The sequence below is a fragment of the Salinibacter sp. genome (assembly GCF_042218895.1).
Lineage (GTDB): Bacteria > Bacteroidota > Rhodothermia > Rhodothermales > Salinibacteraceae > Salinibacter.
In genome coordinates this window covers 1-19,513 of sequence record NZ_JBDGQQ010000038.1, presented here as the reverse complement: position 1 = coordinate 19,513, position 19,513 = coordinate 1, and the positions used below count along the sequence as shown (strand labels likewise).

16 protein-coding genes are annotated in these 19,513 nt (G+C 64.1%); 8 read left to right on the top strand and 8 right to left on the bottom strand.

Annotated elements, in window-relative coordinates; genetic code table 11:
- Window positions 1-72: 72 nt before the first annotated feature.
- Together fabF and ABEL04_RS04140 are read right to left on the bottom strand one after the other, a co-directional pair.
- Window positions 73-1,332: a beta-ketoacyl-ACP synthase II gene (gene fabF / locus ABEL04_RS04145; RefSeq protein WP_375801121.1), complete on the bottom strand. Its 1,260-nt coding sequence runs from the start codon at window positions 1,330-1,332 to the stop codon at window positions 73-75.
- 148 nt (window positions 1,333-1,480) lie between these two features.
- Window positions 1,481-1,717, bottom strand: a complete 237-nt coding sequence (locus ABEL04_RS04140) for an acyl carrier protein (RefSeq protein WP_375801120.1) — start codon at window positions 1,715-1,717, stop codon at window positions 1,481-1,483.
- 434 nt (window positions 1,718-2,151) lie between these two features.
- Between ABEL04_RS04140 and metK the strand changes: the two genes are divergently transcribed.
- Both metK and ABEL04_RS04130 read left to right on the top strand, forming a co-directional pair.
- Complete coding sequence (gene metK, locus ABEL04_RS04135; RefSeq protein WP_375801119.1) at window positions 2,152-3,312, top strand: methionine adenosyltransferase; 1,161 nt, start codon at window positions 2,152-2,154, stop codon at window positions 3,310-3,312.
- Between the two features lie 967 nt (window positions 3,313-4,279).
- Window positions 4,280-4,849, top strand: a complete 570-nt coding sequence (locus ABEL04_RS04130) for an RNA polymerase sigma factor (RefSeq protein ID WP_375801118.1) — start codon at window positions 4,280-4,282, stop codon at window positions 4,847-4,849.
- 321 nt (window positions 4,850-5,170) lie between these two features.
- On the opposite strand, the gene ABEL04_RS04125 is transcribed toward ABEL04_RS04130, so the two are convergent.
- Complete coding sequence (locus ABEL04_RS04125) at window positions 5,171-6,130, bottom strand: isoaspartyl peptidase/L-asparaginase family protein (protein WP_375801117.1); 960 nt, start codon at window positions 6,128-6,130, stop codon at window positions 5,171-5,173.
- 440 nt (window positions 6,131-6,570) lie between these two features.
- Here ABEL04_RS04125 and ABEL04_RS04120 point away from each other — a divergent pair, with 440 nt between their 5' ends.
- Window positions 6,571-7,233 carry an RNA polymerase sigma factor gene (locus ABEL04_RS04120; protein ID WP_375801116.1) on the top strand — a complete coding sequence of 221 codons (663 nt, stop codon included), beginning with the start codon at window positions 6,571-6,573 and terminating at the stop codon, window positions 7,231-7,233.
- 130 nt (window positions 7,234-7,363) lie between these two features.
- A complete protein-coding gene (locus ABEL04_RS04115) occupies window positions 7,364-7,696 on the top strand; it encodes a gamma-butyrobetaine hydroxylase-like domain-containing protein (protein ID WP_375801115.1) in 333 nt (110 codons plus the stop codon).
- Between the two features lie 130 nt (window positions 7,697-7,826).
- Here the strand turns inward: ABEL04_RS04115 and ABEL04_RS04110 are convergent, their stop codons facing one another.
- Entirely contained in the window at window positions 7,827-10,139 is a 2,313-nt protein-coding gene (locus ABEL04_RS04110; RefSeq protein WP_375801114.1) for a DUF2339 domain-containing protein, read from the bottom strand.
- A gap of 425 nt (window positions 10,140-10,564) precedes the next feature.
- On the opposite strand from ABEL04_RS04110, the gene ABEL04_RS04105 reads away from it, so the two are divergent.
- Both ABEL04_RS04105 and ABEL04_RS04100 read left to right on the top strand, forming a co-directional pair.
- Entirely contained in the window at window positions 10,565-12,040 is a 1,476-nt protein-coding gene (locus ABEL04_RS04105; RefSeq protein WP_375801113.1) for an AGE family epimerase/isomerase, read from the top strand.
- Window positions 12,037-12,633 carry a hypothetical protein gene (locus ABEL04_RS04100; protein WP_375801112.1) on the top strand — a complete coding sequence of 199 codons (597 nt, stop codon included), beginning with the start codon at window positions 12,037-12,039 and terminating at the stop codon, window positions 12,631-12,633. The genes ABEL04_RS04105 and ABEL04_RS04100 overlap by 4 nt, the downstream gene beginning before the upstream one ends.
- 114 nt (window positions 12,634-12,747) lie before the next feature.
- Here ABEL04_RS04100 and ABEL04_RS04095 read toward each other — a convergent pair whose 3' ends face one another.
- Complete coding sequence (locus ABEL04_RS04095) at window positions 12,748-15,171, bottom strand: TonB-dependent receptor (RefSeq protein ID WP_375801111.1); 2,424 nt, start codon at window positions 15,169-15,171, stop codon at window positions 12,748-12,750.
- Between the two features lie 214 nt (window positions 15,172-15,385).
- A complete protein-coding gene (locus ABEL04_RS04090) occupies window positions 15,386-15,769 on the bottom strand; it encodes a hypothetical protein (protein ID WP_375801110.1) in 384 nt (127 codons plus the stop codon).
- Between the two features lie 154 nt (window positions 15,770-15,923).
- On the opposite strand from ABEL04_RS04090, the gene ABEL04_RS04085 reads away from it, so the two are divergent.
- Both ABEL04_RS04085 and ABEL04_RS04080 read left to right on the top strand, forming a co-directional pair.
- Window positions 15,924-16,385 (top strand): NUDIX pyrophosphatase, encoded by a 462-nt coding sequence (locus ABEL04_RS04085; protein WP_375801109.1) that lies wholly within the window; start codon window positions 15,924-15,926, stop codon window positions 16,383-16,385.
- A 43-nt stretch (window positions 16,386-16,428) separates the two neighbouring features.
- Window positions 16,429-18,549 carry a M28 family peptidase gene (locus ABEL04_RS04080; RefSeq protein WP_375801108.1) on the top strand — a complete coding sequence of 707 codons (2,121 nt, stop codon included), beginning with the start codon at window positions 16,429-16,431 and terminating at the stop codon, window positions 18,547-18,549.
- Between the two features lie 13 nt (window positions 18,550-18,562).
- On the opposite strand, the gene ABEL04_RS04075 is transcribed toward ABEL04_RS04080, so the two are convergent.
- Window positions 18,563-18,733: a hypothetical protein gene (locus ABEL04_RS04075; RefSeq protein ID WP_375801107.1), complete on the bottom strand. Its 171-nt coding sequence runs from the start codon at window positions 18,731-18,733 to the stop codon at window positions 18,563-18,565.
- Window positions 18,734-19,063: 330 nt separating this feature from the next.
- A partial coding sequence (locus ABEL04_RS04070) for a lysostaphin resistance A-like protein (protein WP_375801106.1) occupies window positions 19,064-19,513 on the bottom strand: 450 nt, incomplete at its 5' end.

Genomic DNA, 19,513 nt, shown 5'->3' with positions numbered 1-19,513 from the left:
ACGCAGTGGGCCGTCACAGGTTCTTCATGATGTAGACAGCTTCCCGCCTGCCCCCTCTTCCCCCGCGACGCCTCACTCGTCGTACGCGCGGAGAGCAAGAGACGTATTGTGCCCGCCGAACCCAAAGGCGTTGGTCAAGGCCACGTTCACCGGGCGCTCCGCAGGCTCGTTGAACGTGTAGTTGAGATCACACTCCGGATCTTCTTCTTCAAAGTTGATCGTTGGCGGCACCACGTCGTGGCGGAGGGCCTGAATGGTGGCGATGGCCTCAATTGCTCCGGCCGCGCCGAGCAGATGCCCCGTCATGCTCTTCGTGGAGGACACGTTGAGATCATAGGCATGGTCGCCAAAGACCTTCTTCAGGGCCCTCGTTTCGGCCTTGTCCCCGAGGGGGGTAGAGGTGCCGTGGGCGTTGATGTGATCGATCGCCGTCGGCTCAACCCCGGCATTTTCGAGGACCCCGTTGAGGGCAAGGCACACGCCGCCCCCCTCTGGATCGGGAGCGGTCAGGTGATGCGCGTCGGCCGACATGCCAATCCCGAGGATTTCTGCGTAGATGTCGGCGTCGCGGGCCTTCGCCCGCTCCAGATCTTCAATGAAGAGCGCCCCGGCCCCCTCTCCCATCACAAAACCGTCGCGGTGGGCATCGAAGGGACGAGAGGCATGGGCGGGATCGTCGTTTCGTGTGGAGAGGGCCCGCATGCTGGCGAACCCGGCGATCCCGAGACGGGTGACGCACGCGTCGCTTCCCCCACACAGGGCAGCGTCCATGTCCCCCTGCTGAATCATGCGGTAGGCGTCTCCGATGTTGTGGTTGCCGGTGGCGCAGGCCGACACCATGGCGTGATTGGGCCCGCGAAAGCCATGTTGCATCGCAATCTGGCCGGCCGCAATGTCGGGGATGAGTTTCGGGATGAAGAAGGGCGACGTCCGCTTTTCCCCTCCCTCTAGAAACTCTTCGGCCTGATTCCGGAACGTTAGGATTCCTCCAATGCCGGTGCCGTACACCACCCCGATGCGGTCCTTTTGGTCCTGCGGCATGGCGTCCGGCTCAAGCCCAGCGTCCTGCACGGCCTGATTGGCCGTAATGAGGCCATACTGGGTAAAGGGGTCCATCCGGCGCACCTGCTTGGAATCGAGATGGTCTTTCGCCTCGAAGCCGTCAAGTTCGCAGGCAAAGGTCACGCGGAGCCCGTCCGGGTCGAACGATTCGATGGTCGCCGCACCGCTGCGGCCCGCTACGAGCCCATCCCAGTACTCGTCCACTGAGAGCCCGAGAGGGGTGAGCGCCCCCATGCCCGTAACGACAACCCTACGTGACGTATCAGCCATACCGCGTCAAAGAAAATAAGCGTGCTCGAACGTGCGCTGCGCGTCTCGTGCCCCGACTCGACTCTGGACGGACGCCTGGGAGCGCGAGCACACGGCGAGCTCCACAAGATCGATGGTAGACCCCGCCGGGCAAGAGACGGTACTCCCCTCACACCTTCTCCTCAAGATATCCGATCGCATCGCCGACTGTGGCGATTTCTTCGGCCTCCTCGTCCGGGATCGTGAGATCAAACTCCTTCTCGAACTCCATGATGAGCTCGACGGTGTCAAGGGAGTCAGCCCCGAGGTCATTCGTAAACGAGGCCTCCTGCGTGACGTCCGACTCGTCGACGCCCAGCTTTTCCACGATGATCGACTTTACCGTGCCTTCGATGTCGCTAGCCATTGTTTGGCAGTGTCGTTGATGATGGGTGCTAAACAGACGATGGAAGCACCTGCATCGGGCCGCGTCCCCGTGGTGGCGTACCGCTCAGTGCGGGACGACCAATGTGGCGATGTGGGGCTGCGGGTCCCAGGATCAGGTGCTAGGGTCCGCGAGGACCAGACAGAGTTCAGTCACGCAAAACTACAACCAGTGCTGTGGAGAAGCAACGTCCCCCCTCCGTTTGACGCAAGCTTTGCACTGGCTGGCTCTTCTCCGGACCGCCCCGTGCGTCTGCTCTCTCCATTCTTTACAAACGAACGTTGGCAATCACAGGCCCGCTCCTTATGTTGTCGCCCCTTTGCGTGAAACTGTCGGGGGCGCTACTCTTATCCTGGGAGTGATTGCCCGCTTTTCTGGAACGGACTACTCTCTATCACACGCACCGGTCTCTGTTCATGGCCTACCTCTTTACCTCCGAATCGGTCTCCGAAGGTCATCCCGATAAGATTGCCGACCAAATCTCGGACGCCATTCTGGACGCTCACCTCGCGGAAGATCCGCAATGTCGGGTTGCGGTCGAAACGCTCGTCACCTCGGGGCTCGTTGTGCTTAGCGGAGAGATTACCTCGCAGGCGCACGTTGAGGCCCGTGAAATTGCGCGCGACGTCATCCGGGACATTGGATACACGGATCCCCGCCTTCGGTTCGACGCCGACTCGTGTGGGGTCATCAGCAGCCTCCACGAACAGAGCGGGGATATCAGTCGGGGAGTCGACGGTGGGGAGGAGCAGGGCGCCGGCGACCAGGGCCTCATGTTCGGGTATGCCTGCCGGGAAACATCGGAGCTCATGCCGATGGCCATTACGTTTGCTCACCGGCTCGTGCAGGAACTCGCTTATCTCCGGAAAGAGACGGAGAAGATGCCCTATCTGCGGCCCGACTCGAAGAGCCAGGTGACAATCGAGTACGAAAACGACCGCATGACGCCCCGGCGTGTGCACACCGTCGTCGTCTCCACGCAGCACGACGACGGTGTTCCGCAGGAGCAAATCAAGGAAGACGTGCGCGATGTCCTTCTGCCCCGTGCCCTGCCGGAGAACCTTCTGGACGACGAGGTCATCCTCCACGTAAACCCGACCGGGCGCTTCGTCACGGGTGGGCCGCACGGGGACACGGGCCTTACGGGCCGGAAGATCATCGTGGATACCTACGGCGGAAAAGGAGCCCACGGCGGGGGCGCGTTCAGTGGCAAGGATCCGTCGAAGGTAGACCGGAGCGCCACCTACGCTGCCCGGCACGTCGCCAAAAATCTGGTTGCCGCCGAGCTCTGCGACGAGGCCATCGTACAGCTTGCCTACGCTATCGGCGTGGCCGATCCGGTTTCGATCGATGTCTCGACGAACGGCACGGGGGTCCTCCCTGACACTGAGCTGTGCGACATGGTACGGAAACACTTTGACTTGTCTCCCGCGGCCCTCATCGAGCGGTTCAACCTCCTGAAGCCCCGGTACCAGGAGACCGCCGCGTATGGGCACTTCGGCCGGCCCAATTTCCCCTGGGAGGAACTGAGCCATGTCGGGGCCCTCAAGCGAGACGCTGCAGAGATGGCTTCGTAGGCGATCGCTTTCCGTTCGAGTTGTCGGGATTATCAGAGCCCTCGTCACCGTCCGGCGACGGGGGCTTTTTCTCTGTGCCTCTAAGAGGCCGGCGCGCTCCCCTCTCCACCTCTCCCCCAACGCAGCCAGTTCTCTCAGGTCGGCGGCTTTCCCGAACAGCAGCGGCTGGGGCACCGATCGGGAAGACGTCTCCGGCAGCGGTGCCCCGCACCGCCCAAAACCAGCCGGGGCCTCAACGGTGCGGCGCTCGGAACCTGGCTCCGTGAGTGGATGCGGCGCCGAGACATAGCGGAAAACGTGCACGGACGGCGCCTAAGCGAGTCCTGTAGCGGGGTGCCCGACACTTCATCAAGGCCGGAGGAACACCTCGGAGAATGCAGAAGACGCTCGAAGATCGGCCAGTGTCCCCAAGAAGACTGGTTTGCATCGGGACTCCCTCCCGGAAGGGTCTGTCCAAAATCGGTGTCCCCTGCGCAAAGGCGCTAGGCCTTGTAACCCCTTCTCCCCTGCTTCGTCCACTGGCCCTCCCCGGATCGCAGGGTCTAACCTGACATGTGGGCCTGCAGGCGGCGGCCGCGCCTGCTCATCGGGGGCGCCGCCACGGCCCACCTCCTGGCGGAAGGGATACGGGACTCGTTCCCCAATCGGCGCTCTACGCGCCAGAAGCGAAGCCTCCAGGGGACAACTCAACTCTAGGAAGCTCAAGTGGGACTCGCGATGTCGGGGAATTCCCTCTTTTTCGGCCCTGTGTCCGCTCCTCAAGGTTTCCTCAGCCAATCATTGGAGAATCCCCACCTCATGGTAAGAAACTCTCCACCCCGCGGAAGTAAGGGGCTGGCACCAGACTGGGCGCCCCAGCGCCATGCTGAGCGCGCTCTCAAGTCCGGTGCTCCTCACGTGTGGGACGATCGACGACCAAGTTCGATCGTTCCTCCTCGTTTTTCTTTCGAGCCCCTACCTGTCTCCAATGTCCCGAAACGACCCCGACGGCACATGTGCCCGCCGCGTGCAAGATGGCGACCGGGACGCCTTCCGGGTCCTCATCGAGCGGTACGAAGGCATGGTGTTCGATCTCACGCACCAGTATGCCGATCAGCAGGAAGACGCCGAGGACCTGGCCCAGGACGTGTTCTTGAAGGCGTACTGTCGAATCGACGACCTTCAGAACCCAGACCGGTTCGCGTCGTGGCTCTACGGCATTGCCCTCAATTGCTGTCGCGACTACGCCAAGAACGTACGTCGCGACACATACCCCTTCGCCCACACCGAACGGGAGGACGGAAACGTCGTGGCCAACGGCACGAAGAAGCAGGACGATCAGCTCGTCGCAGAGGAGCGCGGGGACCAGTTGTGGGCTGCCCTGGAACAACTTTCGGCGACGTACGCGACCCCGCTGCTGCTCAAGTACCGGGACGGGCTCACCTACAAGGCCATGTCGAAGCGACTAGACGTGTCGGTGAGTGCCCTGAAGGTGCGTGTGCACCGTGCTCGCAAAAAACTTCGACGGCTCCTGGAGCCCTACCATGAGATGCTCTGATCCTGACGCGGCCGTACGAAAGCTCCTCGATGGGGACTTGGCCGACGATGAGATGCGCGCAGCTCTGCACTGTATCGCCGACGATGCAGAGGCACGGTCACTGCTTCAATTCGAAGTGCGACTCATGCAGGATCTTGCTGCTTCCCGGTCGAACTCTCCGTCCTCCGAATTTGTGGTGCGTACTATGAGCCGACTGGCGTAGACTGAGGGGCTCCCATCGCGTGAAAGTCGTCCCCGTCTTGTTGGCCAATGAGGCTCCCAGAACTCAGCTTCTGGCGGGCGGGTCCGAGTGTCCGGTGCATTCCGGCGTAAGGCACAATTTCACTCGCCACTGTCCTGCGCAAAAATGCGGATGCGGGTCCGCCCCTCCGTGTCGACACAAGCCCGAAACATGCCACTGGTGCTGAACGGCATGGCGATGTTGCCGTCACGATCGAGCGCAATGACCCCGCCGACACCCCCGAGTGCCTCGATCTCACCGATTGTTGAGCGGACTGCCTCCTCGAGGGCGACACCCCCGAAGCGCATGCGGGCAGCGATGTCGTGGGCCGCCACTCCCCGGACGAAGAATTCTCCTTGCCCCGTGGCCGAGACAGCGCACGCCGCATTGTGGGCGTACGTGCCCGCTCCGATGAGCGGCGAGTCGCCGACGCGGCCCAGATGCTTACCCGACGTTCCCCCCGTCGAGCTTCCCGCGGCCAGATTGCCGTCTTCGTCGAGGGCAACGGCGCCGACCGTACCAGAGGCCTCGAACTCGGCGCCCGAAGTTTCGGAGGAGGACTCGCCCTCTTCGGGACTTGAGCGACGGGACGCCGTGATGAAGTGGTCGTTCTCAACCGTCTCGAGTCCCTGCTCCCGCACAAAGGCCTCAGCCCCATCCTGAGCCAGCATCACGTGAGAAGACACGTCCATGATGGTTCGGGCCGCACGGATCGGATGCCTCACGGTTTTTCCTCCCGTCAGTGCTCCGGCGCGACGGGTTGCTCCATCCATGATCGCGGCCTCCAACTCAACGGTGCCTTCACTCGTCAGGACGGCTCCTCGGGCCGCATTGAAAAGTGGGATGCTCTCCATCGTCGTGACGGCTGCTTCCACAGCATCCAGGGCACTGCCCCCGCTTCGGAGTACGGTATTTCCGTCCCGGAGGGCGGCGCGGAGAGCGTCGCGACACGCACTCTGCTTTTCCTCACTCATCTCGTCGGAACGCATCGATCCCGCCCCTCCGTGGATCACGATCGATGTCTCGGTGGACGAGGACTGGTTCTTCTCCGTAACAGACATTGCGCAGGATCAACGAAGAGAATGAGTGCAATCGACAACTCGTCGACCCAGGTCGTGCACGATCATGGACAACGTGTCACTCCAGGTGATCATCAGAGAGGCTAGTCTCCGAGAGCGCCTACAACATCGAGACATGCTTTCCGCATCGCCAGACAAAACGTCGGCCCTCACCATGAGTTCTGCTCATTCGTTTCTGTAGTTATGGCAGATCTTGCACTCCCTTCACAAAATATTGGGGAGCCCTTTTCAATAGCCCCCCTCCTGGATCGCATTTTGCTCTACAATAATAGTGCGTGATTGCACGTTGGGAACACGTAGCTACATGCCTAATTTGTTGCACTTTCCGCTTGCGATTTAGCGGAGTGTTTTGCAAATTCTGGCCTGTTACGCTACAGCCCTTAACGTTCGGCACTTTCACTCGGAACGACCACAGTCCATATATGGCGAAGGACAAAGCGGAAGTCGTCACCACAAAGACCACCTCGAAGGACAAGAGTGCCTTCGATCAGCAAGAGGCCCTGCAGGAGATGAGCGATGAGGATCTCATGTCCCAGTTCCAGGCTGGAACGGTGGAGGCGTTCAACATCCTGGTGGATCGGTACTCCGACCGCCTGATGCAGTATCTCTACCGCTTCCTGGGGGACAAGAAGCGGTGTGAAGACCTTCTGCAGGAAACGTTCCTGCGCGTCCACCGGAATCGGCACTCCTACCGCCGCATCGCAAAGTTCTCGACGTGGCTCTACACCATTGCCGGAAACTTGGCGCGGTCTGAGTATCGGAAGCGGAAGCGACGGCGGATGCAGTCGATTCAGTCCGTGAACCGCGACAATGAGGAGTACGAGATGGAGATTCCGGACGAGTCGTTCTCGCCGGACAAGCACGCGGAAAGCACCATCCAGGACCACTACATCCAGGAGGCGATGAACGAGATTCCGCCGGCCTTCCGCGAGGTCGTGGTTCTGCGCGACATTCAGCAGCTTGCCTACGACGAGATTGCGGAAATCACGGGCCTTCCGATGGGTACTGTCAAGAGCCGCATCAACCGCGGACGGACGAAGCTTCAGGCCCTCCTTCAAGACGTGTATCCGTTCCAGGAGGAGTAACGTCGCCAACATTGTCCTGGCGGGCCCCTTGGAACTGTATCGATGCGCGCCGGATCCCAGCAGGGGTCCGGCGTTTCTTGTCTGACTGCGCTCGCGAGCGCTGGTTCACCTTGTCTCTCCGTTCGCCGCTATGGAGAACACGCCCAACCCTACCCGTATCCGGATTGACACGGACGCTCAGACCCTCACGGTAGAATGGGCCGACGGGTTTTGCTCGGTATTCCCTCTCCAGCGGCTCCGTGAGGCGTGCACGTGCGCCAATTGCCGGGGGCACACGGTCGACCATATCGACCCACCAGACGAGACGAGTTCCGATCCGGAGAAGCAATGGACAGACCTGCAGGTCGAGCCTGCCGGCAGCGTTGGCATCCGTATCACGTGGGACGACGGGCACAACGCTGGGATCTACCGCTGGGACCGCCTTCGAAGCCTGCAACAGCCAGCCCCGGAGACGGAGGGCTAGAACCGAACGGGCTTGGATGCGGGCTAGCACCGGGCAGCGACCGTCCCCTCTGCCTGCACGTCAAATCCATTCTGAGGAAAGTCGCACTATCCTCCATCCGACGCAGGCATCCAACCAGGGCCGGAGACGATCAGGACTTGGAGACCTCCCCGCCCGATGCACCAGCACCTTTCGGCTGGCCGACCATGAACCCGGGGAGCAAATAGCTAATCGCGAGAAACGCGATCCCGGAGCCCAAGAACAGCGCGATCCGCCAGAGGGCCGGCAGGGAGGCAAGGTCGACGAGGAAGAGCTTGGCGACGAAGAGGCCGAGCGTGGCGAGCCCGCTGAACTGAACGGAACGGGCGTTCGCCCAGGCCCCCCCAACGAGCAAAGCCGCCGCGGTCGCGCCCCAGACCGCCGAGGCATAAGCCTGTCCGTTGGCGAGGGGAGCGAGTTCACTGACCCACCACGCCAGCCACCCCGCCAGTACGACGTTCTGGTAAACCGTTCGCAGCGCCGCGAACTGCATGTACCGGACGGACGCCAGCGCAAGCCCCAGCACGATTAGTCTGCCGAGGGCCGGCACGGAGACGAGGGCTAAATCCGCGGCGTCCGCACGTACAAATTGTGCGGCCAGTAGCCCGGCAATAACTGCGAAGATCAGGTGCGTGGCTCCCCGAAGAAATCTGCCATCCTCGAGGCGGGGGGCCAGCGCGGCAAGACCCGCCGCGGTTGTGGCCCACACGACAAGGGCGTACGAGATTCCGTCCGTCACCGGGATCAGTTCGCCCGCCCACCACGCCAGCCATCCCACCAGGGCAACACTCCGGTAGGTCCAGTACAGCAGGCGTCGTCGTGTGCGAAAGGAGGCCGCCAATGCGAGCCCAAGTACGACCAACTCGCTCAGTACTGCCGGTCGCAGGAGACGAGGGGCAGCATTGGGACTGGTGCTGGCCAGGCGCCCTGCGAGCCCGACAGTCAGCACTGCGAAGAGCAGGTGTCCGGCAACCCGAAGGCGTCCTTCGTCCAGGCGGCGGGCGAGTACCAGCAGCAGGAGTCCTTCCACCCCCCAGGCCACGAGCAGCGGGCTGCCGTCGAGGGCTTCGCTGAGCCCGTAGGCCGCCAGCACAGCAGCTACGAGCCCATGCACTGGAGCATAGCGGGGAAGGGAAGCCCGTCTCAGTCCGCCGTACGCTCCCGCGTAGAGCACGGCTCCTCCGCCAGCGACGAGGGCCCAGGTGTTAGGGCCAGCGTCCCAAAGGAGGCGCGAACCGAGCAGGGCCAGAAGTGGCGACGCCATGACCAGTCCGTACGCGGGGCAGTCCGTTCCTACCAGCTGACTAGCCCAGCTGGGAAGCGATGAGACCGGCCACCGGTGGGGATGTCGCGCCCGGAGCAAGGCACGCAGGACCGGCGTTCCCGCCAGTAGCCCCCACGATACTCCGATGCCGGCCTGCAACGCCCAGGCGTCGGAGGGCCGCGGGCCCACCACGCCGGCCCGGAAGGCGGCCACCAGAAGCACTCCCCATCCCCCGAAAACCGTTGTGTAGAGCAACGATCGCCATCCGCGCGCTAGGAAGATTGCACAGGCCCCGCCCAACACTGTGCAGATGTACGCGGAAAACCCACTTACTCCTCCAACCTGGCTGGGGAGGAAGAAGGGGGTCCCAAGCCCTCCGATCGTGCCGATGATGGCAAGGCTGGGCTCGTCCTGCTGAACGGCTAGAGCGATGGTTGCGACAGTGACGGTCCCCATGCTTGCAAACGCGACGGGGTAGGAAACCAGGCCGTACAGCTGGTAGGCAGCGAACACCGTCGTGTAGAACGTTGCGCTGCTGCCCCCCAGAAGCACCTGCCGGAGCCGCCGACGCGTGCTGTAAACGCGCAGTCCCGCTACCAGGAGAGTGATGCCCAATGCCCCCCCAAACCCGACGCGGACCTTTGGCACCAGCCAGCCCTGCTCCACGGAGTATTTGAACAGGAAGGCAACGCCAAAGAGCAGCAGGCCGATGCCCACGTAGTTCAGCCAGTCCTCACTGCTAAGGCTCGCTCGAGTGGCGAGACGATCCAGGAGGGACGGCGACGGCTCCTCCGTCTCACTCTCCGACGCCCGGTCCGCTGTAGGCTCCTCGTCGGCCCGTGCCGAGGGCGACGGGGCAGGGGCAGCGGACCCCGATGGTTCGTCGGCCCGTTCCTGCACAGAGGGTTCCTCTCCTGCCGACGCTGTTCGCTCATCTCGCTCGGTTGCTCCGTCTTCTGACGTGGCTAATTCTGTCCCTGCCTGCTCCGAATCGGGAGCCTCCTCGACGGCTGTTTCGTGCACGACCGACCGGAGCCGCTGCACTTCTGCCCGCAGGTCATCAAGCGCCTGTTTCTGGTCGGCGACGGTGCGCTCCAGGGACTCGACACGCGACTGCAGGTCCGACGGATTGCTCTGTTCATTCGGGGGCGAAGGGGCCATCGGCGGAAAGGCGCTGGGGTCTGTGCGGTGTGTCGGAAAGACAGCTTCGGGAAGGAACGTCCTCTCTGCTACTTGGGCAAGTTAAAGACAAGAAAAGCATGTGTCGTCGTCAACCGTGTGGGCACCACGTCCCGCAAGCCGGTTCGCCCGCAGATCCAGTTCCGAGCCACAAGATCGGCGTCTCGGTACTGGACTCCCTTTTCGTAGAGCCCTGCCCTCGACTGGGCCCTGCGTAGCCGTTAGCGGTCGGACGAGCGGGAGCCTCGCCCGCTTCCTGCCGGCCCGGGTGAATTTCGGATCCCTACCACATCTTGTCACGCGCTTGTCTTGCAGGAAAATTGGATTCCGGTACGCGCGCTTCCTTATCCTGATGTTTCTGCACTGTCCTCATAGATCCCGCCGTTCCGTAAATCTCTCGCCTCCCCATGTTTCCTCGTCGCCTCGTTGCTCTGTGCTTCGGCGTCGCCATCCTGCTTGGCAGTGCCCCCTCGGCCCTCCGCGCACAGCCTACGGATTCACTCTTGGAAGGGCCCATTTGGAAGGCGCAGGGCGTCACGAACATCCTCCCCGCCTGGACCGAGCACGCCCGAAATCATGCAATGGGCGGCTTCTACTCTGGACTGGACCGCAACTGGACCCCCACCGACACTACGCATCAGTATCCAGGGATGCTCGCGCGGCACCTCTACAGCTACTCTGCCGGGTACCTGATGAGCGGCCGGAAGACGTTCCTCCAACAGGCCCGGAAGACGTTTGACTTCATGGTTGAGCACGGATGGGATGAGCGCTTCGGGGGCTGGTACAATGCCATCCATCCATCCGGTGCTGTGGCCGACTCGAGCAAAGATCTGTTCATGCAAATCTACGCAACGACAGGCCTCGCTCTCTACTACATCGTTACTCGCGACTCCACGGCCCGGAAGTACCTCGTCCGCTCACGCCGCTTCATGCAGGAGCATGCTTGGGACGAACAGTACGGCGGGTACGTCGACGTGCTCACCCGTGATGGCTCCGTCAAGAACGCCGTCAAGGACTTCTCGCCCCAACTGGCCCCGCTGTCCGGCTACCTGCTTTACCTTTACCCCGCCACCCGCGACTCTACCTACCTCCGAAAGGCTGAGCGCATCATGGATCTGACCCTCACTCGCATGCAGGGCGACCGCGGATGGATTCGAGAGCGCTTCGCACGGGACTGGACATTCCTCCCAGAGGACTCGAAGAATAGCCACCTCAACGTAGGGCACAACCTGGAGGTAGCCTGGTTGCTGCTTCGCCTCCACGCCCTGACGGGCAGCAAAAAATATCGTCGCACCGGCCTTGCACTTACCGATAAGCTCCTAAAGCACGCCTTCCACGAAGAGACCGGTGCGTGGCTGCACAAGCTTAAGCGCACCGATCTGTCCCAGCACCCGGACACGGCCGTGTGGTGGGTGCAGGCCTACGGCAACATGCTACAGCTGTACGCCTACCGAACAACGGGCAAGGAGCGCTACCTCGATGCGTTTCGGTCTGGGGCACGCTTCTGGAATAAGGCCTTCGTAGACGAAACGCGCGGCGGGACGGTGCTCCGCACGACGCTCGACGGCAACGTCGTGGACGGGGCGAAGGCCGTACGGACGAAAACGTCCTACCACGCCATGGAGCACGCCCTCCTCAACTTCCTGTACCTCACCCTCTGGGTGAACCAGGAGTCCGCCACGCTCCACTACCGATTCGACGGGCCCTTCGAAGGACGGTTCTTTCCCCTCCCTGTGGAGACAGACCCGGCCGTGCAGCAGATTACCGTCGACGGCCGGGCTCAGACGCCGCCGGAGGCCGAGGGCGTACGCCTCCAAGTGCATGGGCAGGGGCCCGCCCGTATCACTGTGACGCTCACTGATTCGACCCACACCTCGCCATGACACTCCGTCGCGTCCTTCTTCTCGGGGGAGTCCTGCTCGCCGTTCTCGGGGCCGTCTCGTGGGCCCCGGCACAGCCGGACCCCCCGGTCGAGCGCTTCGACCTGGTCCTGTTTGGTTCCAACCTTGGCCCGGCGTCCCACCGCGTTGCCCTCAGGACGAACCCGTGGCGGGGTGGAGAGTGGGCTACGGTCGCCCCCGCCGACCGTCCGGCGCAGTGTACCGCACAGCCGGGCCTGCGGGCCGTCCCCAACCTGTCGGCCGCCCGGTACCTGGGACAGGACATCCGTGAGAACTACATTGCTCTCCGTGTCACAGTGACGCGCGCGGCGGCTCCCGGAACGCTTCGGGCCGCCTATGCCGTGCCGTCCGCCGACACGCTCGACGCAGGGGCGTGCGAGCGCCTCGCCACTTTGATCGCGGAGGATCCTGCCATGGTGCGCCGGCACAGCATCGCCACGTATGTGCGCCCCCGTCCTGTCCAACTGTCCGCCGAGGCCCCCTTCATCGAGCACCTCGAGGCGCCGGTCCGGCACCGTAAGCCCGGCGTAATGGAGGTGGAGTGGTTGGAGATTCTCTTCGCGGAGGAGGAATGACCGCCGTCTCGGAAGAAATGCGTCCGGGCGGAAGGGGGCACCGGGCGGGAAACTACAACCTTCCGTCCTCCTCGTCGGGCCTCCGTGCGCTCCCGGCGACGGAAGGTCCCACGCTCAAAACGGTACTGTGAGCGACACACGCACGTCCCGCCCCGGCGACAGGGCATAGCCCTTGTAGGTGTCCAAAAAGTCGCGGTACGTGGTGTCGAACACATTGTGCACCGCCACACGCAGGGAAGGCTTTCCCCCGAAGCCGAGGGCAAACCGGCCTTCGGCGGACGCGTCAACCGTCGTGTAGGCCTTCGTGGACGCCGTTCCGAATGGCGGGCCAAATCCCTCGTCGAACTGTGAGAACGGCTCAAACCGCCCCGCCGCGTCTTCGTCGAAGGCGCGCTTCAGGTCCACCTCAATCCGTGGACTGCGGAGCAGCCCTTGGTCGCTGGGCGTGAGGTGAATGAAGCCCTGTACATTGTTGGCCGGGAGCAGCGGCAGGTCCCCGTCGGTCCCGTTGTTGCCAAGGCCGTTGCCGGTGCCCCCAAGGACGGTCGCCTGCCCGCCCACGTGCAGCCAGGGCTGCAGCTGGGCCTCCACCTTGGCCTCGACGCCCGGAATCACGGCGTCGGTCTGGCTCGCTTCGTATATCGGGGGACCATTTCCTTCCGGTCCACGATTGTCGCCCGTATTCTCCAGGAAGATGTAGTTGTTGATGGCGTTGACGTATCCGGTGAGCTCGGCGGTGAGGCGGTCGCGCCGCACCCGCACCGACACGTCGGCGCTGTAGGCCCGCTCCGGATCGAGGTCTGGATTGCCCACCTGGAAGGCGGCCACGCCCCCATGGACCCCGTTGGCGTAAAGCTCAAAGACGCTCGGTGCGCGGAAGCCACTGCTCAGGTTGGACGCCAGGGCCACCCCCTCGGCTACGACCACGTTGGCACCGAGCGCCCCAGAGAGGGTGAGGTAGTCGTTTTCCAAGTCGGTGTTTTCGGCAACCGCCGGATCTGTCAGTGTCTTCGGGGTCTCTTCAGCCTTTATTGTCCGGAAGTCGCCTCGGATTCCTGCATTGAAAGTCCACGGCTCCAGATCGATTTCCTCGAACACAAAAAGCCCCACATTCCAGGTGCCTGCCGAGGGCTGGAGCCCTCCGGACCGCGTCTGGGCATCCTGCAGTTGTACCACTGCGCCGAGCGTACCGCTCACGGCCCCGACCCTCGGGTGCGTCACCTCGAGGCGCCCGGTGTAGATGTCGGTCTTTAGGTCGAGCGGATAATCAAAGTCACCGAAGCCACCGTTGTCGTCAATGTAGCCGAGCGTCTGCTCTCCGCCTGAGTTGCCGGACTGCCGAATGGAGGTTTGGAGGCTCAGGCGAGGCCGCACCACGAAACCGTCGGCCACGAGGTTGGCCTTCGCCACGAGGTTTCCGTGCTCCAGGTTCTGGCCGAGGCCGTCCGCGTTCTCCGCTCCCGGCCCTCCCGTGGGGAGCAGAAAGTTGTGCCGGTTGATCCAGTAGTCCCCGTACACCTGCACGGTGCCGAAGTCGCCCTGCGTCCCAACCTGAGCGTATACGCTCCACTGCTCGAAGTTGGTAAAGGGTACCTCGCCCGTGTACTTGGGGTCGCCAAAGGTGCCGCCGTTGCCCGTGGCAAAAAAGGTCGGTTCGTTGGGCGCGGTGTAGTTGTCGGCAACGCGGCGCTCGAACCCAGCCCGGATGCCCACCTGGCCGCGTGCGCCCTCCAGATCGAGACTCACGGCCCGCTCGTTGTTGTTCGTGAAATACTGGGAGCGGAACGTGCCGCCCAGCCGGGTCTCGTCCACGTCGGCGATGGGGGCATCCTTGGTAATAACGTTGATCGCGCCCCCAAGGGCATCGGAGCCGTACTGAATGCTGCTGGGCCCACGCACGACTTCGATGCGCTCGGCCTCATTCGAGGAGGTGGTGGGAAAGTGGCGCACCCCGAACTGGTAGTATTCTTGGGCGATGCCATCCTTGAGCACACGGATGCGGTTGCCCGAGAGGCCGCGCAGGACCGGCTTGCCTGCCTGCGCGCCGGTCTGAATAGAGGAAACCCCGGCGACATTTTCCGAGAGCTGCGCTCCGAGGGCCGCTCCGCCCCCACTGTCGAGGTCGTCGGCGCCCAGCACGTCGACGCTCTGGGGTGTGGTGAGCGTGCTGCGGGCTCGGGCCGTGCCGGTGACCGTCACGCCGTCCGTCTCCAGCACCTGAGTCTCGAGCGACACGTCGAGTTGGCGGGTCTCTCCAGCCGCAAGGGTCACGGTGCGCACGGCGGTCTGGTAGCCGACAAATCGGATTTCAAGGGTGTGATCGCCGTCCGGAAGGCCATCAAGGGTATACCGGCCATCGGGCCCGGCGGTGGTGCCACGCTGGAGAGCCACGTCAACAATTTGGGCGCCCGGCAACGGCGCGCCGTCCTCGTCGGTGACCGTACCGGTGACGGTGGCGCGGGAAGATTGGGCGTGTGTGGCGAGCGGGTTGAGCAGCACACAGAAAAGGAATCCTGCGAGAGACGTACGGACGGTCATAGAGACATAGAGATCGGTGCAACGGAGCGAGGAGGATTGCTCCTCTATGCCAGAGGAGCACGGGAAGGCAAAGACACGTCCCGTCCGTCCCCGCCATGTGCACCTCTTTCTTCCAGAACGCCCAGTGAGGAGACGGGTCCCGGACGAACCCGCATCGAGACACTGAGCGATGGAGTCCCAGGGCGACGCAGGGCGTCGGTCCGAGTGGAGCTGGCTACGCGGCGGCCGGACGGGCCTCAAGGAGAGATGGAGGCCCGCGAACAAACCAATCGTTGAAGACCGTCGCCGAGGCGACGTGCGAGCGATGCTCAACCTCTGTCGTGCTCCCCTGCTGGGGAGCCATAAACGGCGCAGGGGCCGGGGTCACGACCGAAAGCCGCCGAGCACACAGGTCGCAGTCCAGTGTAGAGAGATCGGGGGCCTCGTCGGTCCACACTGTTCCCTCTGTCGTGTGGACGTCCACGCTGTGGTCGGACCGGTCGGTCGGGGCGGCCCGCTCGGAGGCGTGGTGGACCTGGTGGAGGAAGGGCCCCCCGATGCCCCCCGCGGCGAACACCACAAGCAGCAGCCACGCCGAAATGGAGCGAAGTCGCTGCATGGGTCTATTCGAGCGTCAGGACAAAGTCAAAGGTCTAATTGACGCCCATATCGCGCAGTTCCCTGGTTGAAAACAACCATGCATGCACATTTCTTCAGGGAGGCCCGGCCCTAGTTCCTCTTCGGTGACCGCCTTCTACTGCTCCTCGTTGCTCATGCCCCGCTCCTCCATCCGCGTCGTTGACGTATACCCGTACCGCGAGCAGTCCATCAACCCCGAGTTCCTGCTCCTCCGCCGGGCCCCCGGCACCGAGCACACCGGTCAGTGGCGCATGGTGGGCGGCAAGATCGAGGACGACGAGGCGGCGTGGAAGACGGCGCGCCGCGAGCTGCGGGAAGAGACCGGGCACGCCCCGACTCAGTTCTGGACGATTCCGTCCATGAACGCGTTCTATGAGTGGCACGCCGACCGCATCAACCTGATCCCCGCTTTTGCCGCCGCCCTTCCTGCAGATCCCGTGCTTGACGATGAGCACGACGCCTTCGCGTGGCTCCCCGCACAAGAGGCCGTCGACCGGCTTGCCTGGCCCGAGCAGCAGCGCCTCCTCCGCCTCACCGACCGGCTGCTTCGGGACGGCATCCCGCCGAGCTTGATTGTGGAGCCGGAATTCGAGTGATTGACGATCCGCCCACTCCCTATTCTCGTTTCCACTGCCCCTCATGCGATATTGCGCATTCGCCTGTTTGACCCTCCTTGTTGTCGTCCTTCCTGCTCGTGCCCAGGACACGCTGCCCGGGTTCACACCGTCCCACGCCGAGCAGCAACGGGCCTGCGAAGCGCAACTTGCCGACCAGCCCCAGTCGGCCCCCTTCCGACGGCACCTGAAAGAACTCACGGACGAGCCGCACCCCGCCGGCACGCCCGCCAACGATCGCGTCCGAGCCTACATCGACTCGGTGATGGGGGCCGCCGGGCTCTCGACGACCGAGTACCCGTACGACGTTTACATGCCCGCCCCCGAGTCGGCGTACGACACGGAGGTGGCCCTCGTGACGCCGGTCCGCAAGCCGCTCAACCGCCAGGAATTCATCCACGATGAGGACCGCTTCTCGGCCCATCCCGACCTGCGTCCCGCCTGGAACGCGTACTCCGGCTCCGGGGACATCACCCGCGAGGTTGTTTACGCCAACTACGGACGGAAAAAAGACTTCGAGCGGCTCGACTCGATGGGGGTCAACCTCGATGGAAAGATCGTGATTGCCCGGTACGGCGGCAACTTTCGGGGCTACAAAGCCAAGTACGCCGAAGAGTACGGCGCCGCCGGCCTTCTCATGTACACGGATCCGGCCGACGGTGGGTACACGGACGGCATTCCCTATCCGGAGGGCCGGTACCTCTCCGAGAGCATGATCCAGCGCGGCTCGATCCTGACGCCCCTTGGCGGCGATCCGCTCACGCCCAATGGCCCGTCGCTCCCGGTGGGCGCGAAGGCCGACGTGGACCGGCTTGACCCGAGCGAGGCCGATCTGCCGGAGATTCCCGTCACGCCCCTTCCCCACGGCTCGGCCACGGAGATTCTGGAGCGCATGGCGGGGGAGGCGGTCCCCAACGGCTGGCAGGGCGGCCTGCCATTCGCCTACCGGGTCACGGGCGGCCCCGACCTCACGGTTCGCCTCAAGGTGGACCAGCCGAAGCAACTCACCCGCGCCACCAATGTCGTGGGGACCGTCCGCGGCACCGAGCATCCCAACGAGTGGATCATCCTCGGCTCGCACTTCGACGCTTGGACCTTCGGGGCCACGGATCCGAACAGCGGCACGGCCATGCTGCTGACGCTGGCTGAGGCCCTGGGCTCCCTCGCGGACAACGGCTGTCGCCCCGACCGGTCAATCCTGATTGCGCACTGGGACGCGGAGGAGTACGGCATCCTCGGCTCTACCGAGTGGGTTGAACAGCTGGAGGACTCTCTCCAGGCCGGGGCGGTCGCCTATCTCAACGCCGATGGGGCCGTGTCCGGGGCGAACTTCGGCGGGGCCGCAGCCCCCTCCCTGAAAGGCCCGTTGCTCAACGCCGCCCGATCGGTGTCGTATCCGGGGGCCGACGACGACACGACCTCCGTATATGACCACCTCGCGAACCGGACCGACGATGGAGACTTGCTCGGCAACCTCGGCGGAGGCTCCGATCACGTGGGGTTCTACACGTACGCCGGCGTGCCGTCGGGCAGCGTCGGCTTTTCGGGGAATACGCCCGTCTACCACTCCGCGTACGACAACTTCGCGTGGTACAAGCGCTTCGCCGACACGAGCTTCGTCTACGGCCCGGCGCTCGCGCGGGTGGACGGCACGTTGGCCCTCCGCCTCGCCAACGCCGACGTGCTGCCGTACGACGTGCCGCGCTACGCGGAGGACCTGCGGAGCCACGTCAAGTCGCTGGCGGAGACGGCCCAGGCGCACGGCATGGACCCGTCGTTTGCCCCGCTGATGAAGGCCATTGACACGCTGGACCAGGCCGCGGCGACGTTCGTCGAGGCTCGCGACGCACGCCTGGCCGACGGCCCTCTCCCCGATGCCGCCGCGGTCAACGAGACGCTGCTCTCGCTCGAACAGGCCTTCCAGTACGCCGAGGGGATGCCCTTCGGCGATCAGTACCGCTCGCTCTACGCCTCGCCCAACCCGTTCAACGGCTACGCCTCGTGGATGCTGCCGGGCCTCCGCTACCCGATTGAGACGGACGCCCCGGCGGCCACGATCGAGCGGTGGACGGCGGTATACCGCGACGCGATTGAGACGCTTACCGAGCGGGTCCGAACGGCCACCGCCCAGGTGCAAGGTCGGTAGCAGCAAGGCCGGATCACCCCGCAGCCCTCTCCGCCGCTTCGTCTCGGAGCCGCTCTCGAAACTGCTCCAACTCCTCCTTGGTGCCGGCCACGATGAGGGCCGACGCTGTCTCGATGCCCGCCGCCTGGATGAGCCCCCCGCTTCGGGCACCAGCGACATCTCCGAGGAGCTCGATCTCATGCACGATCGGGAGCGGATCTGGAACAGCTGGACCGACCTGCCAAGCGCAGCCGTGTTTACGCCGTCGACAACGCCGAGACGCCGCTGTTCACTGCCGACGGCGAGGAAGACACCTGCGTGCCCCCGAGCCAGCCGCTGGAGACGTGTCGTCCTCTGAGGGTGCGCATGCCCAACCTCCTGTGGGGGAGACGGAGGCGGCTGTGCCGGCACGTCGGTAGGCACGTCTCTGTACGTCGAGGGGACAGGGAGTGCCCGCACCCACCTACTGCTGCGAAGAGGGTGTGCAGATTCGAAGTGACAACACTGGGCCTAAGAGAAATATCGGGATTGCGCGCTAATCATCGCTGTCCCTGGCCTGGTCCCCGGACGGCAGGGCGAGCCAGCCGTCCCGCAGCGCCAGGAAGCCCAGCAGGTTGTTGACGGCGTGGGCAAGTGCGGGCACCCACAGCGACCCCGTCACCACGAGGAGCCCGCCCAGCATCCCTCCCATGGCCGCCGCGTACAGGCCGTACGGCCATGCCGCACGGTCCCACACGTGGGCGGCCCCAAACAGCAGGCTGGCCGCCACGAGGCCCACCTCGGCCTGCAGCCAGCCCCGAAAGAGCACCTCCTCCCCGATCCCCGACGCGAGCGCCAGGAGCACGAGGCTCGTCGTCTGGACGCCCTGGAGGCGAGGGCGAAGCATGCGAACGAGGGGGCGGACGATGGCGCGGTACAGCGGATTCTGGGCCCTCCCTGGAAGCAACAGCACCAGGTGCAGCCCCACGAGGACGAGCCCGCCCGT

What these genes read in the sequence shown, in the direction of transcription:
- ABEL04_RS04100 (WP_375801112.1), top strand. Translation starts at nt 12,037, where the DNA reads ATGACACTCCGTCGCGTCCTTCTTCTCGGGGGAGTCCTGCTCGCCGTT.
- ABEL04_RS04105 (WP_375801113.1), top strand. Translation starts at nt 10,565, where the DNA reads ATGTTTCCTCGTCGCCTCGTTGCTCTGTGCTTCGGCGTCGCCATCCTG.
- ABEL04_RS04085 (WP_375801109.1), top strand. Translation starts at nt 15,924, where the DNA reads ATGCCCCGCTCCTCCATCCGCGTCGTTGACGTATACCCGTACCGCGAG.
- ABEL04_RS04110 (WP_375801114.1), bottom strand. Translation starts at nt 10,139, where the DNA reads ATGGCCCCTTCGCCCCCGAATGAACAGAGCAATCCGTCGGACCTGCAG.
- fabF (WP_375801121.1), bottom strand. Translation starts at nt 1,332, where the DNA reads ATGGCTGATACGTCACGTAGGGTTGTCGTTACGGGCATGGGGGCGCTC.
- metK (WP_375801119.1), top strand. Translation starts at nt 2,152, where the DNA reads ATGGCCTACCTCTTTACCTCCGAATCGGTCTCCGAAGGTCATCCCGAT.
- ABEL04_RS04125 (WP_375801117.1), bottom strand. Translation starts at nt 6,130, where the DNA reads ATGTCTGTTACGGAGAAGAACCAGTCCTCGTCCACCGAGACATCGATC.
- ABEL04_RS04140 (WP_375801120.1), bottom strand. Translation starts at nt 1,717, where the DNA reads ATGGCTAGCGACATCGAAGGCACGGTAAAGTCGATCATCGTGGAAAAG.
- ABEL04_RS04115 (WP_375801115.1), top strand. Translation starts at nt 7,364, where the DNA reads ATGGAGAACACGCCCAACCCTACCCGTATCCGGATTGACACGGACGCT.
- ABEL04_RS04130 (WP_375801118.1), top strand. Translation starts at nt 4,280, where the DNA reads ATGTCCCGAAACGACCCCGACGGCACATGTGCCCGCCGCGTGCAAGAT.
- ABEL04_RS04120 (WP_375801116.1), top strand. Translation starts at nt 6,571, where the DNA reads ATGGCGAAGGACAAAGCGGAAGTCGTCACCACAAAGACCACCTCGAAG.
- ABEL04_RS04080 (WP_375801108.1), top strand. Translation starts at nt 16,429, where the DNA reads ATGCGATATTGCGCATTCGCCTGTTTGACCCTCCTTGTTGTCGTCCTT.
- ABEL04_RS04090 (WP_375801110.1), bottom strand. Translation starts at nt 15,769, where the DNA reads ATGCAGCGACTTCGCTCCATTTCGGCGTGGCTGCTGCTTGTGGTGTTC.
- ABEL04_RS04095 (WP_375801111.1), bottom strand. Translation starts at nt 15,171, where the DNA reads ATGACCGTCCGTACGTCTCTCGCAGGATTCCTTTTCTGTGTGCTGCTC.